Source organism: Sphingomonas floccifaciens (genome assembly GCF_042681125.1).
In the GTDB taxonomy this organism is placed as follows: domain Bacteria; phylum Pseudomonadota; class Alphaproteobacteria; order Sphingomonadales; family Sphingomonadaceae; genus Sphingomonas; species Sphingomonas floccifaciens.
In genome coordinates this window covers 274,881-288,180 of record NZ_JBHUFC010000006.1, presented here as the reverse complement: position 1 = coordinate 288,180, position 13,300 = coordinate 274,881, and the positions used below count along the sequence as shown (strand labels likewise).

Below are 13,300 nucleotides of genomic sequence, written 5' to 3'. Positions count from 1 at the left end.
TTGGCTCTGGATTCCCGCTTTCGCGGGAATGACGTGGGAAGATTACAGCGTGACGACGTTCGACGCGACCGCTGGCTCCACCTCGGCATAGAGGCTCGCCATCGGTTCGTCCTCGACGATGACCGTCTCGTCCGACCCGAAGCCGTTGAACGCGGTGCGCATGGCCGAACCATAGGCGCCGAGCATCCCGACCTCGATATAGTCGCCCGCACGGATGTCCGCCGGCAACAGGAACGGACCGGTCATATGGTCCAGATCATCGCAGGTCGGGCCGTAGAAGCTGAACGCCATGTCCTTGGCATTGCTGTCCGGCTCGCGCAGCAGGCGGACCGGAAAGCGCCAGCCGATGTGCGCGGCGTCGAACAGCGCGCCGTACGCACCGTCGTTGATATACAGTTCGTCGCCACGACGCTTTTCGACGCGCACGATGATCGAGCTGTATTCGGCGCACAGCGCACGGCCCGGTTCGGCCCACAGTTCGGCCGAATAGCTGACCGGCAGCGATTCGAACGCGCGGTGGATCGTCTCGAAATAGCGTTCCAGCGCGACCGGCTCCATGCCCGGATAGACACTGGGGAAGCCGCCGCCGACGTCGATCACGTCGACCGTCACCGCCGCCTCGACGATGGCCGCGCGCACGCGCTCCATCGCCTGGGCATAGGCGTCGGGCGACATCGCCTGGCTGCCGACGTGGAAGCAGATGCCCAGCGCATCGGCCGCCTGGCGTGCAGCGAACAGCAGCGCCTTGGCTTCGTCCGGCATCACGCCGAACTTCGACGCGAGGCTGAGCTTCGACAGGTCCGACGATACGCGGATGCGCACGCACAGGGTCAGGTCCGCCGCGGCCACACCGTCGCGCGACGTCGCGGCGACGATCTTCTCCAGCTCCTCCATCGAATCGAGGCTGAAGACGCGAACGCCATGCTCGAAATAGGCCTGATGAATCGCTTCCTCGGCCTTCACCGGGTGCATGAAGCACAGGGTGGCGTCCGGGAGCGTGCGTGCGACGAGCCGCACTTCGCCCAGCGACGCGACGTCGTAATGCGTCACGCCGGCATCCCAGAGGATCTGGAGCAGGTCGGGGGAGGGGTTCGCCTTCACCGCATACATCGACCGGCCCGGGAACTTCTCGACGAAGAATCGGGCGGCACGCGCAGCGGCATGCGGACGAACGAGAGTTACCGGCTGGACCGGCTTCTCCTTGGCGATCTCGACGGCGGTACGAACGAGGGTCGGGGCGGCTAGCCCCAGCGCGCGATCTTGCTGGTGCAACTCAAGGGACCTCCAATGCCAGGGGTAAACCCCGGACTTTCAGTTCACGAACACTGCCTTGCGGTGGAAGTCCCATGGGGCAGCGGAGGCGGGCAAATAGGGTCGTCTAACGAGCATGTAAAGTGTTTCGTTGCGTCGCGATTTGCGGCAGGGACGAGGCGTGACGATCGTGCGACAACCCACCCGCGCCGGCGTGCGCGATGCCGCGGCCAAAATGGCCGATCTGCTGCCCCCGACGCCGCTGTTGCGTGCCCGGATTCGCGGCGTGGAACTGGCGTTTAAGGCCGAGTCGCTGCAACCGATCGGCGCGTTCAAGATCCGCGGTGCCTGGCACCGGCTGACCGCGCTGGACGAAGAGGCACGGGCGCGGGGCGTCGTCGCCTTTTCCTCGGGCAATCACGCGCAGGGTGTCGCCTGGGCCGCCCGCGAGCTGGAAATGCCCGCCGTCATCGTGATGCCCGACGATGCGCCCAAGGTGAAGCGCGACTCGACGCTGTCGCTCGGCGCTGAGGTGGTGGGGTGCAACCGCTTCACCGACAGCCGCGAAAAGATCGCCGCCCATCTCGCCCATGCGCGCGGCGCGGTGCTGGTGCCGAGCTTCGACGACGCCTGGGTGATCGAGGGGCAGGGGAGTGCGGGGATCGAGGCGGAGGACCAGTTCGACGAGATCGGCTGGGGCACGGTCGACCATGTCGTCACGCCCTGCGGCGGCGGCGGGCTGTCGGCGGGCCTCGCGCTCGCGCTGCCGGACGCGCAGCTGACGATCGTCGAACCGGAAGGCTGGGACGATATGCGCCGCAGTCTAGAGGCGGGCTGGATCGAGGAAGTCCCCGATGACGCGCCTTACACCTCCTGCGATTCGCTTCAGACGAAGCGGGTGTCGCAACTCACTTTCGACGTTCTGTCGCGTCGCGGCGCTACGGGCGTGGCAGTGACGGAGGCCGAGATCCGCGCGGCGCAGCGCTGGGCGGCGGCTAAGCTGCGCCTGGTGGTCGAACCCGGCGGCGCGGTCGCCATCGCCGCGCTGCTCGCGGGCAAGGTCGAGCCGCAAGAAAATATGCTGGTGATGGTGTCCGGCGGGAACGTCGATCCGGAGGCCTATGCGGCTGTTTTGGGTCGGTCGGATTGAAGACGGTTTGATTCACGCAAAGGCGCAAAGGCGCTAAGATTACGTCGCCTGTGGCGCGCGTAGGTTACTTCGCCACCCCTGGCTGCGTTGGCAGCCGACCAGCTTTTGAAGTCTCGCTTCGCGAGTCTGACCCCGCGATCGCCCCACAGGCAACCAATCTTCGCGCCTTTGCGCCTTTGCGTGAATCAAACTTTCTTTTTCAAAACCTTACCCTACAAACGCCCGCTCGATCACATAATCGCCCGGCTTGGCATTCGACCCCTCGGTAAAGCCCATCCCGTCGAGCATCGCCGCGGTATCGCGGATCATCGCCATGCTGCCGCACAGCATCACCCGGTCGGTCGTCGGATCGAGCTTCGCGTCGCCCGGAATGCCGTCGAACAGCGACCCGTCCTCGATCATCGTCCCGATGCGCTTCTGCGTCGGGAAATCCTCGCGCGTGACGGTCGGCACATAGTGTAGCTGCGCCCGCGCCTGATCCTCGACCAGCGGATCGCCCGTCAGCTTCGATTCCAGCACGTCGCGATAGGCCAGGTCGCTCACCCGGCGGACCGAGTGGACGACAACGATCTGGTCGAACATCTCGTATACGTCCGGATCGCGGATCAGGCTGAGGAACGGCGCGAGACCCGTGCCCGTCGCCAGCAGGAACAGTCGCTTGCCCGGCGTCAGCGCATCGGTGACCAGCGTGCCGGTCGGCTTACGGCCGAGATAGATCTGGTCGCCGACCTGAACCTGTTGCAGGCGCGACGTCAGCGGGCCGTCGGCGACCTTGATCGACAGGAAGTCCAGTTCCTCGTCCCACGCCGGCGACGCGACCGAATAGGCGCGCAGCAGCGGCTTGCCCTCGCCCTGCAGGCCGATCATCACGAACTCGCCGGAGCGGAAGCGAAAGCTCGCCGGCCGCGTGATCGCGAAGCTGAACAGATGCTCGTTCCAGTGGTGGACCTTGGTCACCGTTTCCACGGTCAGCGCGGCGGTCGGTTCAAGCACGGTCGGGGCAGCGATCGAATCGCTCATCAGAAACTATGTCCTTCATGCGTCGCGGGTTGGTTGTTCCCTCCGCGATAGATGGTTGGATTGTCGGAATGCGCGGCGCCCATAGCAGACAAGGCGGCCGGCGGTCGAGTGTTGCGAGTGAATCGCAAGGATGCGATGGACGGGCGTATGGACGCCCTCGCCAAACTCGCCCCCACCATCACGATGCTCGCCGTCTTCGCGCTCGTCTTCGGCGGCATCCGCCTCTTGCGCGCGGGGGCCGAGAATCGGACCAAGGGCGTGCTGATGCTCGTCTGCGCGGCGGTGCTGGTGGGGAATGTGCTCATCTGGACGCTGTAACGGGGGCGGGGAGCGGCGCATTTGGCCGCTCGTGCACCGTTTGCGAAGGCAGAATGGGTTCGTCCGGGGCAAGGTGAGCTTGCTACCCCCATTCCGTTCGCACTGAGCTTGTCGAAGTGCCGCTCTTCTTCTTCTACTCGGAGGCACGCGCGGGCATCGGCAAAGCCGATGCCGTCGGTCGGTGCGATGCACCGCCGGCCGGGCTCGCCGCCGCCGCGGATTAGCGTGTCGCTAATCCGCGGCGGGCTCCAAATTCGCCTATTTGATAGGCGAATTTGGATCGAGCCGCATATCCAGATACCGGTCCACGCTGCCCATCAGCTGATCCATCTCATGCTCGAAGAAATGGTTCGCGCCGGGGATGGTGTCGTGGTGGATGGTGATGTGCTTCTGGGTGCGCAGCTTGTCGACCAGCTTCTGCACCGCGATCGGGGTCACGACCTCGTCCGACTCGCCCTGGATGATGATGCCCGAGGACGGGCAGGGCGCCAGGAAGGTGAAGTCGAACATGTTCGCAGGCGGCGCAACCGAGATGAAGCCGCGGATTTCCGGGCGGCGCATCAGCAGCTGCATGCCGATCCAAGCGCCAAAGCCGAAGCCGGCGACCCAGGTGGTCGACGCTTCCGGGTGGAAGCTCTGCACCCAGTCGAGCGCGCTCGCCGCGTCCGACAGTTCGCCGACGCCATTGTCGAACACGCCTTGGCTCTTGCCGACGCCGCGGAAATTGAAGCGCAGCGTCGCGAAGCCGCGACGCTGGAACGTCTTGTAGAGTTCCTGCACGATGCGGTTGTTCATCGTGCCGCCCGACATCGGGTGCGGGTGCAGGATCATCGCGACCGGTGCGCGCGGCTTGGGGGCAGGGGCGAAGCGGCCTTCCAGACGACCTTCGGGACCGGGGAAAATGACTTCTGGCATGATGATCGGAACCTGCGAAGGATGCTGACGCGTTGAAATGGCGCCTCGGAAAGCGCGCGCTATATAAGAAGGCCGTACGCGGGCGCAACGAAACTCGACTCTACCCAAGGAGCCTCGTGGCCAACCGTCTCTATCTTGATCATGCGGCGACCACGCCGATGCTTCCCCAGGCCGCCGAGGCTGTGGTGCGCGGGCTGGCCGGCTGGGCCAACCCGTCGTCCCCGCATGCGGAGGGGCGGGCGGCCCGCGCGATGCTGGAGAGCGCACGCAACGTGCTGAAGGCCGCCTATCGTTGGCCGGGCGAGCTGATCCTGACCAGCGGCGCGACCGAGGCGATCGCGATGGCGCTGACCCGCGCGCAGGTCGCCTCTGTGCTGATCGGCGCGACCGAGCATGAAGCCGTGTTGCGCGCCGCGCCCGAGGCGGTCCGCATCCCGGTTCGGCCGGACGGCGTCATCGATCTGGAGGTGCTCGGCCACGAGCTCGCCGTCGCTCCCGCGCCAGCGCTCGTCGCGATACAATGGGCCAATAGCGAGACCGGCGTGATCCAGCCGATCGCCGAGATCGCCGAGATCGTCCACGCCGCCGGCGGCAAGCTGTTCGTCGATGCCGCGCAGATGCCGTCTGCGTGGAACGACCACCCGCCGCAGGAGGTCGCCGACCTGATCGCCATTTCGGGGCACAAACGTGGCGGTCCCGCCGGGATCGGCGGGCTGCTGGTGCGCGATCTGGCCTTGCTGCTCCCGACCGGCGGGCAGGAGCGGGGCTATCGCGGCGGCACGGAAAACGTCCCCGCCGCGCTCGGCTTCGCTGCCGCCACCGCCGTCGAGGAAGACCTGGCCGCGATGGCGACGCTGCGCGCACGGCTCGATTCGGCGATCGAGTCGCTGGGCGGGGAGATCGTCGCCGGTCATTCGCTCCGCGCGCCGCACATCGCCTCCTATCGCATGCCCGGCCTGTCCGCGGCGGCGCAGCTGATCCGCTTCGATCTGGCCGGCATCGCCGTATCGGCCGGATCGGCCTGTTCGTCCGGCACGATGCGCCCCAGCCACGTCCTCGCCCATATGGGCTGGGAAGGGGCGGCGGCGGGCGAGGTGGTGCGCGTCAGCTTCGCCCGCGGCACGACTCCGGCCGACGTCGAACGCTTCATCAGCGCCTGGGCCGAAGTCGCCCGCGACCTGCGCTTCCGCGGCGAGGCAGCCGAAGAGCTGCTGTGATCTACCTCGACTATCAGGCGACGACCCCGCTGGCGCCGGAAGCGCTGGACGAGATGCTACCGTGGCTGCGCGACGGTTTCGCCAACCCGCATTCTCCCCACGCCGCCGGCCGCCGCGCGAAGGCCGCGGTCGAGGTGGCGCGGGATCAGGTCGCCGCGCTGCTGCCCCCGAACGGCCGCGTCAGCTTCACCAGTGGCGCGACCGAGGCGCTCAACTGGGCGATCAAGGGCGTCGCCGGCCCGGTCGTCACCCTCGCCACCGAACATGCCGCGGTGTTGGAGACGGCGGATGCGCGTCGCGATTGTACGGTCCTGCCGGTCGGCGCGGACGGCCGCATCGACCTGGCCGCCGCCCGCGAGGCGATCCGCCCCGGCACCGCGCTGGTCGCGGCGATGCTCGTCAACAACGAGATCGGCACGATCCAGCCGATCGCCGAACTCGCCGAGATCGCCCATGCGGTGGGGGCGCTGTTCCTGTGCGACGCGGTGCAGGGCTATGGTCGCCTCGACGTGCCCGATGCCTGTGACCTGGTCGCCGTCTCCGCCCACAAGATCCACGGGCCGAAGGGCGTCGGCGCATTGTGGGTCCGCGACGGCGTGACGCTGGCGCCTCTGCTTCACGGCGGCGGGCAGGAGGCCGGCGGACGTTCCGGCACGCTCAGTCCGGCACTCTGTGCCGGCTTCGGCGCGGCGGCGGCGGTGGCCAAGGTGCGGCAGGCCGAAGATGCGGCGCATGTGGCGGCGCTGTTCGACCGGGCTTGTGCCTTCTTCACCCCCCTCCCTGAAAGGGAGGGGCCGAGGGTGGGTGACTCTCCCCAGACCAAGACGCGCGTGGAGGGCAACCCACCCCCAACACCTCCCATTTCAGGGAGGGGAGGATGGATGCTCAACGGCTCGCTCGACCACCGCTACCGCGGCAACCTCAACATCCGCCTCCCCGGCCTCGACGTAGCGAGGCTGATGAGCGACCTGCGCGACATCGCCTTCTCCGCCGGCTCGGCCTGCGCCAGCGGGTCGGGTCGCCCCAGCCATGTCCTGCGCGCGATCGGCCTGAGCGATGCACAGGCGCGCGAGAGTCTCCGCATCGGTTTCGGCCGCTATACCACGCTTGAGGAACTGGACGACGCCATGACCCGCATCGCCGCCGCCGCCAGCCATCAGCGGCGCGCGGCATGATCCGGGTTCATGTCATCGGCGTCGACGGGCGCACATCGGACCTGGCCGGCGAACCCGGCGACACGCTGCTCCGCGTCGCGCAGGCCGCCGGCCAGCCGCTGGAGGGCACGTGCGAAGGCCAGATGGCCTGCTCCACCTGCCACGTCATCGTCGCGCCGGAGGATTTCGACCGCCTGCCGCCCGCCAGCGAGGAGGAGGAGGACATGCTCGACCTCGCCGCCGGCGCGACGCGGACCAGCCGCTTGGCCTGCCAGATCGACCTGACGCCAGACATCGACGGCATCACCGTCCGCCTGCCGGCAGAGGCACGGGATATGCGCGGTCGATGAACGGGAGATAACGTCTCATTCATGGAACGTGCATGGCCAGCTAACCATTCTCCTCGTCAGTAGCCCGCGTATCGGGCGTGTAAAAAGAGGAGTTGGATCATGAAGATGATCGCATTGGCCGCCGCCGGCCTCATCGCCGCCACCGCGCTCACGCCCACCCCGGCGCAGGCTCAGCGCTATGGCTGGAACGATGGCCGCGGATGGGATCGAGGATATGATCGGGGTTGGGATCGCGGCCGCCGCCACGATCGCCGCAACTGGAACCGCGGTTGGCGCGGCGACCGCGGCTGGGATCGCGGTGGGTGGAACCGGGGCTATGATCGCGGCTGGCGCGGCAATCGCGTGCGCTGCGTCTGGGTCGACGGCTGGCGCGGACCGGAGCGCCGCTGCTTCCGCTGATCAGGTGACTTGATCGCGCCGCCCGGCTCCCCTATCTGGCGCACGGGAGTCGGGCGGACGGGGTCGTCGCCAACTTGGTCAGGTCCGGAAGGAAGCAGCCACAACGATTTCGCCCCGGGTCGTCCCGGCTCCCACCGCGCAGCCTGCGAGAGAGCGGCTGCGCCGCTCCACGCAAGCAAGCGCGGCCGGCGGGCCAGCGGCCCGACCGACGCCGCGGCTTAGCCGCGGCGCGACCACCCATCAAAAGCTCGCCGACAGGCCCAGCCACACGGTCCGCCCGTAATTGACCGTGCCATAGGTCGCATCATCGAGTCGCTTGTCGCCGAGGTTGTAGATCCCCCCATTGACCGTCAGCTGCCGCGTCAGCCGGTGCGATGCCAGCAGGTCGGCGGTGACATAGGCCGGAGCGGGGCTGCCGGTGATCGTCGCTTCATATTCGCGACCATAATAGTTGATCGACGTCCAGAGCCGTGTCGCCGGGTCGATGTCCCAGTCGCCGCGCAGATTGCCCTTCCATGTCGGCGTCAGCGCCAGCGGGGCGCCGGCATTGGGGCCGCTCTTCTGCTCGGAATCGAGATAGGTCACGTTGCCGCGGACCGAAAGCGCCGGGTCGATTCGCCACCGGCCGCTCAGCTCCACGCCCAGGATCGCAGCGCGGTTGATGTTGACGCGGTCCATGACCTGCAACCCCTCCCAGCGGCGGGTGGTCGTCACGGTCGACAGCTGGTCGCGGAAGTCGTTGTAGAAGACCGTCGCCGACACGCCGCTGCCGGCGCGATCGGACCACATCGCGCTGGCTTCGTAGTTGACGCTGGTTTCCGGCTTCAGGTCCGGATTGCCGAATTGGATGAAGCGGTTGCGCCGGATCACCGCATAATCGGGGATGACCGCGCGCAGCTCGGGCGCCTTGAAGCCACGCGCGACACCGCCCTTCAGCGTCCACCGGTCGGTCACCCGCCACACGGCATAGCCCCGCGGATTGACATGCTGTCCGTATTTCTCGTGGTCGTCGAGCCGCACGCCGCCGGTCAGCGTCAAACGCGGCAGGACACGCCATTCGGTTTCGGCGAACACCGCCTGCTGAACGACGGAATAGCGTTCATAGGCGCGCTCGCGCGGCGTTCCGCGGTTCGCCTGGTTCCAGTCGCGCAGGCCGGTCTTCAACCATTGGACCCCGACGGTCGTCGTATTGCGGGCGGTGGCCAGCACCAGCTTCCCGTCGAACACGCGGTTGCGCACTTCGGGGCGGCGGCCGAAGACGTCCGTCTGATCGGGCGTGGCCAGCCCCTCGCGGCTGGTCTTCTCGTCCAGATAGGACAGGACTGACGTCAGCTTGCCCCAGCGGCCGTTGTGCATCGCCGACCAATAGTCGCGGTCGTTATCCTGCTGGCGCGTCGCCCAGTTCGGGCTGACGCCTCGGCCGTTGCGCAGGCGCGACAGCCCGCCCTCCAGGATGACCTCATGCCCGGTAGCGGGCGTCAGCACCGCCCGTCCGGTGACCGTGCGGTTCCGCGCGCGGGCAAAGCCGTTGGTGACGATCACATCGTCGTCGGCCGCGCGGTGCAGGAAGCTGCCCCACGCCTGCACGCCCAGAATATCGGCGACGACCGGGCCGCTGACGAAGGCCTGGGCGTTGCCGGCGTTGCCCTGATCGTCGTTCAGCCGCAGCGAGTAGTCGTAGGACAGCGTGCCGCTCCACACGGGAGTCGGGCGGCGGGTGATGATGTTGATGACCCCGCCGATCGCGTCCGACCCGTAGAGCGACGACATCGGTCCCCGCACCACTTCGATCCGTTCGATCGCGGCGGCGGGGGGCGTGAAGCTCTGTTCGTAACCGCGGTTGCCGTTCACCCGCGACTCGCGCGCGCTCTGGCGCCGGCCGTCGACCAGGATCAGCGTATAGTCGCCAGGCATGCCGCGCAGCTGAATGTCGGTTTCGTTGGCGCCGCCGTTCACGACCACCCCTTCGACATCGCGGACCGCATCGGCCAGATTCTGGATCGAGCGGCGGCGCAGGTCACCACCGTCGATGACGGTGATCGACGCCGGTGCGTCCTCCTGCCGCTGCTGATATCCGGTCGCGGTGACGACGATATCCTCGCCGCCCTGTGTCTCGGACTGGGCCGGTGCGGTGCTCTGCGCCAGCGCGGGCGCAGAAAACAGCAAGGTCGATGTCAAAAGGGCGGCAAGATACGACCGCGCCGACAGGCACGGGCGGGGGATCGGCGACATGATTTCCTCCTTTGGAAACGGCCTCTCCCAAAACCCGCGGGTCCGATAATGCTATTGAATATTGATCGCAATTAAAAACGTAGGTTTGATCTTTCTGTTGGCGAGCGGAGCATGAGGCAGGTCAGGCAGCCGCTTCCGTTTCCCGTTACTCACACTCATGCCCGTGACCGCAGGAAGCGCGAGCCGACGGCAGGATTACGCCTCCGCCGAAGTGGAACAAAAATAGAACTTTCCTACATAGCCCAAATCTGCTCCATCCTTTCGGATGACCGCGCCCCGTGCCCCCGCCGATCCTTTTCCCTTCACGTCCGTGCCGATCGCCCGCGCGCGCCACGACGGCTGGTCGCCGGAGCGTCAGCGCCGTTTCATCGCGGCGCTGGCCGAACTCGGCAGCGTCAACGGCGCCGCCCGAGCGGTGGGCTCGACCCGCACCAGTGCCTATCGCCTGCGCACTCGCGACGGCGCAGAGAGCTTTGCCGCCGCCTGGGACGCGGCGCTGTCGGATGCGCGGGCTCGGCGGTTCGATGCGCTGTTCGAGCGGGCGACGGTCGGTGTGCTGGTGCCGCGCCGGTATCGCGGGGAATTCGTCGGCACGCGGCATTTCCACGACAATGCCGCGGGACTCGCCGCGCTGCGCGAGCCGCCGATTCCGCCGCGTTGGGTGCAAAAGTGACAAAGGTGACGAAAGTGACGAAGGCTGACGAATGGAGCGCGGTATCGCAACTTTTGCCCGGACCGCCCGGGCTATTCGGCTGCCGCGATCGTCGCCTGTCGCGCGATCAGGCGCCAGCCGTCGCTGCGCTTCGCCCACACGTCGGTGAAGGGGCGCATTACCTGCTTGCCGGCGCCCGGTCCCTTCAGCGGCACCATCGTGTCGTATCCCATGACGACGGTCACTTCGGGCTTCTCGCCGACGAAGGTGATGTGCTTGCGGAAATCCTTATAGTCGAGGAAGTCGTGCTCCATCACCGCAATCACCTCTTCGCGGGTCAGGACGCGGTTGTCCGGCGAATTGACGACGAAATCCTCCGCCCACACCGACCGGACGCCCGCCGCGTCATGCGCCATCATCGCCTTGCCCAGCCGGCCGTAGCTGGCGCCGATCTCCGGCGGCATCCGCACGCCGGGCGCGAGTTGCGCGGTCGCGGGCAGTGCCGTCGCGAACAGGATGGCGGCCAGTCCGATCGTCTTGCGCATGGGTCGTCTCCGTGTCGAAGCCAGCGGCACTATGCGGCGCACGGGTTGCACGCGCAACGTCGCGAAGCCTTCGACAACGCTCGCCAGACCCCCTAGAGAAGACCGCAATGTCCGACTCTCTAGACCTCGGCGAACCCCCGCAGCCCAAGGGCGCTGCGTATCGCGTCCTCGCCCGCAAATATCGGCCGCAGACCTTCCGTGAGCTGATCGGCCAGGACGCCATGGTCACGACGCTCGCCAACGCCATCAAACGCGACCGGCTGGCGCACGCGTTCCTGCTGACCGGCGTCCGCGGGGTCGGCAAGACGTCGACCGCGCGGCTGATCGCCAAGGCGCTGAACTGCATCGGCCCGGACGGGCAGGGCGGGCCCACGATCGATCCGTGCGGGGTGTGCGAGCCGTGCCGGGCGATCGCCGAGGGGCGTCATATCGACGTGATCGAAATGGACGCCGCCAGCCACACCGGCATCGACGACATCCGCGAGATCATCGAGGCGTCGCGCTATGCCGCCGTCTCGGCGCGCTACAAGATCTACATCATCGACGAAGTCCACATGCTGTCGAAGGCCGCGTTCAACGGCCTGCTCAAGACGCTGGAGGAGCCGCCCGGCCATGTGAAATTCCTGTTCGCCACGACGGAGGTGAACAAGGTGCCGGTGACGGTCCTCTCGCGCTGCCAGCGCTTCGACCTGAAGCGCATCCCGGCCGATCTGCTCGCCGGTCACTTCGCCGAAGTCTCGCGAGCCGAGGGTGTCGAGGCCGAACCCGATGCGCTGGCGCTGGTCGCCCGCGCCGCGGAAGGATCAGCGCGCGATGGCCTCTCGATCCTCGACCAGGCGATCGCCCATGCGGGCATCGAGGGCGGGGCGGTGACAGCGGATGCCGTGCGCGACATGCTGGGCCTCAGCGACCGCGGCGCAATCCGCACCTTGTTCGGCAAGCTGCTGGAGGGAGATGCGGCCGGCGCGCTTGCCAATCTGCGCCAGCAATATGACCTGGGTGTCGATCCGACTGCGGTGCTGAAAACGCTGCTGGAGACGGTCCACGGCGCGACGCTCGTCAAGATCGGCGCGGACATGGCCGGGACCGGCCAGGCGGCGGAGGAACGCGCCGCGCTGACCGACTGGGCGACCGCGCTCAGCTTCCCCGCGCTCCACCGTCTGTGGCAGCTGCTGTTGAAGGGACATGACGAAGTGGCGCGCGCTGCGCTGCCGATCGAGACGGCGGAAATGGCGCTCCTGCGCGTCATCCATGCCTCCAGCCTGCCCGATCCGGGGGAGCTGGCGCGACAGATCGCAAGCGGCGGCGTGCCCGCACCGGCGACGGGGCAGGGCGCGGCTCCGGCGGCTCCGGCGGCGTCGGCTCCGACTGCCGAGGCGGTGCTGCCGGCGACGCTGCGCGACGTCCATACCCTGCTCGACGCGTCCGACCGGATGCGCCTCGCGGTCGATGTCTGGCACCGGCTGCGCGTGGTGAGCTTCGCCTTTCCGGAGATCATCCTCAGCAACCTCACCCCGCTGCCCGCCGACCTGCCGAAGGAGCTGGCCGCCGAATTGCGCGTGCTGACGGGCAAGACGTGGAAGGTGACGTTGTCGCCGACCGCCGGCGACCCCACCTTGGCAGAACAGAGTGCGGCGGCCGAAGAGGCGACGCGCGCGGCGGTGCTGGCGACTCCGATGGTCGCCGCGGCGCTGGCGGCGTTCCCCGGCGCGGAACTTAAGGACTATAAACTGGCCGGAGGCTTTCAGGCGTGAAGAGTATCGAAGACATCATGGTGATGGCGCAGAACGTCCAGGACGAACTGCAAAAGGCGCAGGCGAATCTCGACACAATCGAGGTCGAGGGCGTGTCGGGCGGCGGCCTGGTCAAGGTCAAGGCGTCGGCCAAGGGCCGGATTATGAGCGTCGACATCGACGACTCGCTGCTGGCGCCTAGCGAGAAGCAGATGCTGGAAGACCTGGTCGCCGCCGCGTTCAACGATGCGCGGACCAAGGCGGATGCCGCGTCCTCGACCGAAATGGGCAAGCTGACCAGCGGCTTGCCGTTGCCGCCGGGGTTCAAGCTCCCGTTCTGAGACGTTTCCATTGCGGAACGAAA

Annotated in this window: 14 protein-coding genes and 1 other RNA gene; 10 read left to right on the top strand and 5 right to left on the bottom strand. The window is 67.5% G+C overall.

Annotation, left to right across the window (positions count from 1 at the left end):
- Positions 1–42: 42 nt before the first annotated feature.
- A complete protein-coding gene (locus ACFSC3_RS14940; protein ID WP_380941224.1) occupies positions 43–1,272 on the bottom strand; it encodes a type III PLP-dependent enzyme in 1,230 nt (409 codons plus the stop codon).
- 160 nt (positions 1,273–1,432) lie between these two features.
- Here ACFSC3_RS14940 and ACFSC3_RS14935 point away from each other — a divergent pair, with 160 nt between their 5' ends.
- On the top strand, positions 1,433–2,401 hold the full coding sequence (locus ACFSC3_RS14935; RefSeq protein ID WP_380941223.1) for a threonine ammonia-lyase: 969 nt from the start codon (positions 1,433–1,435) through the stop codon (positions 2,399–2,401).
- Positions 2,402–2,608: 207 nt separating this feature from the next.
- Here the strand turns inward: ACFSC3_RS14935 and ACFSC3_RS14930 are convergent, their stop codons facing one another.
- A complete protein-coding gene (locus ACFSC3_RS14930; protein WP_380941222.1) occupies positions 2,609–3,421 on the bottom strand; it encodes a ferredoxin--NADP reductase in 813 nt (270 codons plus the stop codon).
- 117 nt (positions 3,422–3,538) lie between these two features.
- Here ACFSC3_RS14930 and ACFSC3_RS14925 point away from each other — a divergent pair, with 117 nt between their 5' ends.
- Positions 3,539–3,739, top strand: a complete 201-nt coding sequence (locus tag ACFSC3_RS14925) for a hypothetical protein (RefSeq protein ID WP_380941221.1) — start codon at positions 3,539–3,541, stop codon at positions 3,737–3,739.
- A 258-nt stretch (positions 3,740–3,997) separates the two neighbouring features.
- Here the strand turns inward: ACFSC3_RS14925 and ACFSC3_RS14920 are convergent, their stop codons facing one another.
- Positions 3,998–4,654, bottom strand: a complete 657-nt coding sequence (locus ACFSC3_RS14920; protein ID WP_380941220.1) for an alpha/beta hydrolase — start codon at positions 4,652–4,654, stop codon at positions 3,998–4,000.
- 116 nt (positions 4,655–4,770) lie between these two features.
- Between ACFSC3_RS14920 and ACFSC3_RS14915 the strand changes: the two genes are divergently transcribed.
- From ACFSC3_RS14915 to ffs, 5 genes are all read left to right on the top strand, one after another.
- Entirely contained in the window at positions 4,771–5,871 is a 1,101-nt protein-coding gene (locus ACFSC3_RS14915) for a cysteine desulfurase family protein (RefSeq protein ID WP_380941219.1), read from the top strand.
- Positions 5,868–7,046, top strand: a complete 1,179-nt coding sequence (locus ACFSC3_RS14910) for a cysteine desulfurase family protein (RefSeq protein ID WP_380941218.1) — start codon at positions 5,868–5,870, stop codon at positions 7,044–7,046. The genes ACFSC3_RS14915 and ACFSC3_RS14910 overlap by 4 nt, the downstream gene beginning before the upstream one ends.
- Positions 7,043–7,375, top strand: a complete 333-nt coding sequence (locus ACFSC3_RS14905) for a 2Fe-2S iron-sulfur cluster-binding protein (RefSeq protein WP_380941217.1) — start codon at positions 7,043–7,045, stop codon at positions 7,373–7,375. The genes ACFSC3_RS14910 and ACFSC3_RS14905 overlap by 4 nt, the downstream gene beginning before the upstream one ends.
- Positions 7,376–7,474: 99 nt before the next feature.
- Positions 7,475–7,774, top strand: a complete 300-nt coding sequence (locus ACFSC3_RS14900) for a hypothetical protein (protein ID WP_380941216.1) — start codon at positions 7,475–7,477, stop codon at positions 7,772–7,774.
- A 43-nt stretch (positions 7,775–7,817) separates the two neighbouring features.
- An RNA gene (gene ffs, locus ACFSC3_RS14895) (signal recognition particle sRNA small type) lies at positions 7,818–7,911 on the top strand.
- Positions 7,912–8,014: 103 nt separating this feature from the next.
- Here the strand turns inward: ffs and ACFSC3_RS14890 are convergent.
- Positions 8,015–10,006 (bottom strand): TonB-dependent receptor domain-containing protein, encoded by a 1,992-nt coding sequence (locus ACFSC3_RS14890; protein WP_380941215.1) that lies wholly within the window; start codon positions 10,004–10,006, stop codon positions 8,015–8,017.
- 265 nt (positions 10,007–10,271) lie between these two features.
- Here ACFSC3_RS14890 and ACFSC3_RS14885 point away from each other — a divergent pair, with 265 nt between their 5' ends.
- Positions 10,272–10,679, top strand: coding sequence for a hypothetical protein (locus ACFSC3_RS14885; RefSeq protein ID WP_380941214.1), 408 nt, complete (start codon positions 10,272–10,274; stop codon positions 10,677–10,679).
- Positions 10,680–10,750: 71 nt separating this feature from the next.
- Here the strand turns inward: ACFSC3_RS14885 and ACFSC3_RS14880 are convergent, their stop codons facing one another.
- Entirely contained in the window at positions 10,751–11,203 is a 453-nt protein-coding gene (locus ACFSC3_RS14880; RefSeq protein ID WP_380941213.1) for a nuclear transport factor 2 family protein, read from the bottom strand.
- A 107-nt stretch (positions 11,204–11,310) separates the two neighbouring features.
- Between ACFSC3_RS14880 and ACFSC3_RS14875 the strand changes: the two genes are divergently transcribed.
- Positions 11,311–12,957, top strand: a complete 1,647-nt coding sequence (locus ACFSC3_RS14875) for a DNA polymerase III subunit gamma/tau (protein ID WP_380941212.1) — start codon at positions 11,311–11,313, stop codon at positions 12,955–12,957.
- Positions 12,954–13,277 (top strand): YbaB/EbfC family nucleoid-associated protein, encoded by a 324-nt coding sequence (locus tag ACFSC3_RS14870; RefSeq protein ID WP_380941211.1) that lies wholly within the window; start codon positions 12,954–12,956, stop codon positions 13,275–13,277. The genes ACFSC3_RS14875 and ACFSC3_RS14870 overlap by 4 nt, the downstream gene beginning before the upstream one ends.
- Positions 13,278–13,300 lie beyond the last annotated feature (23 nt).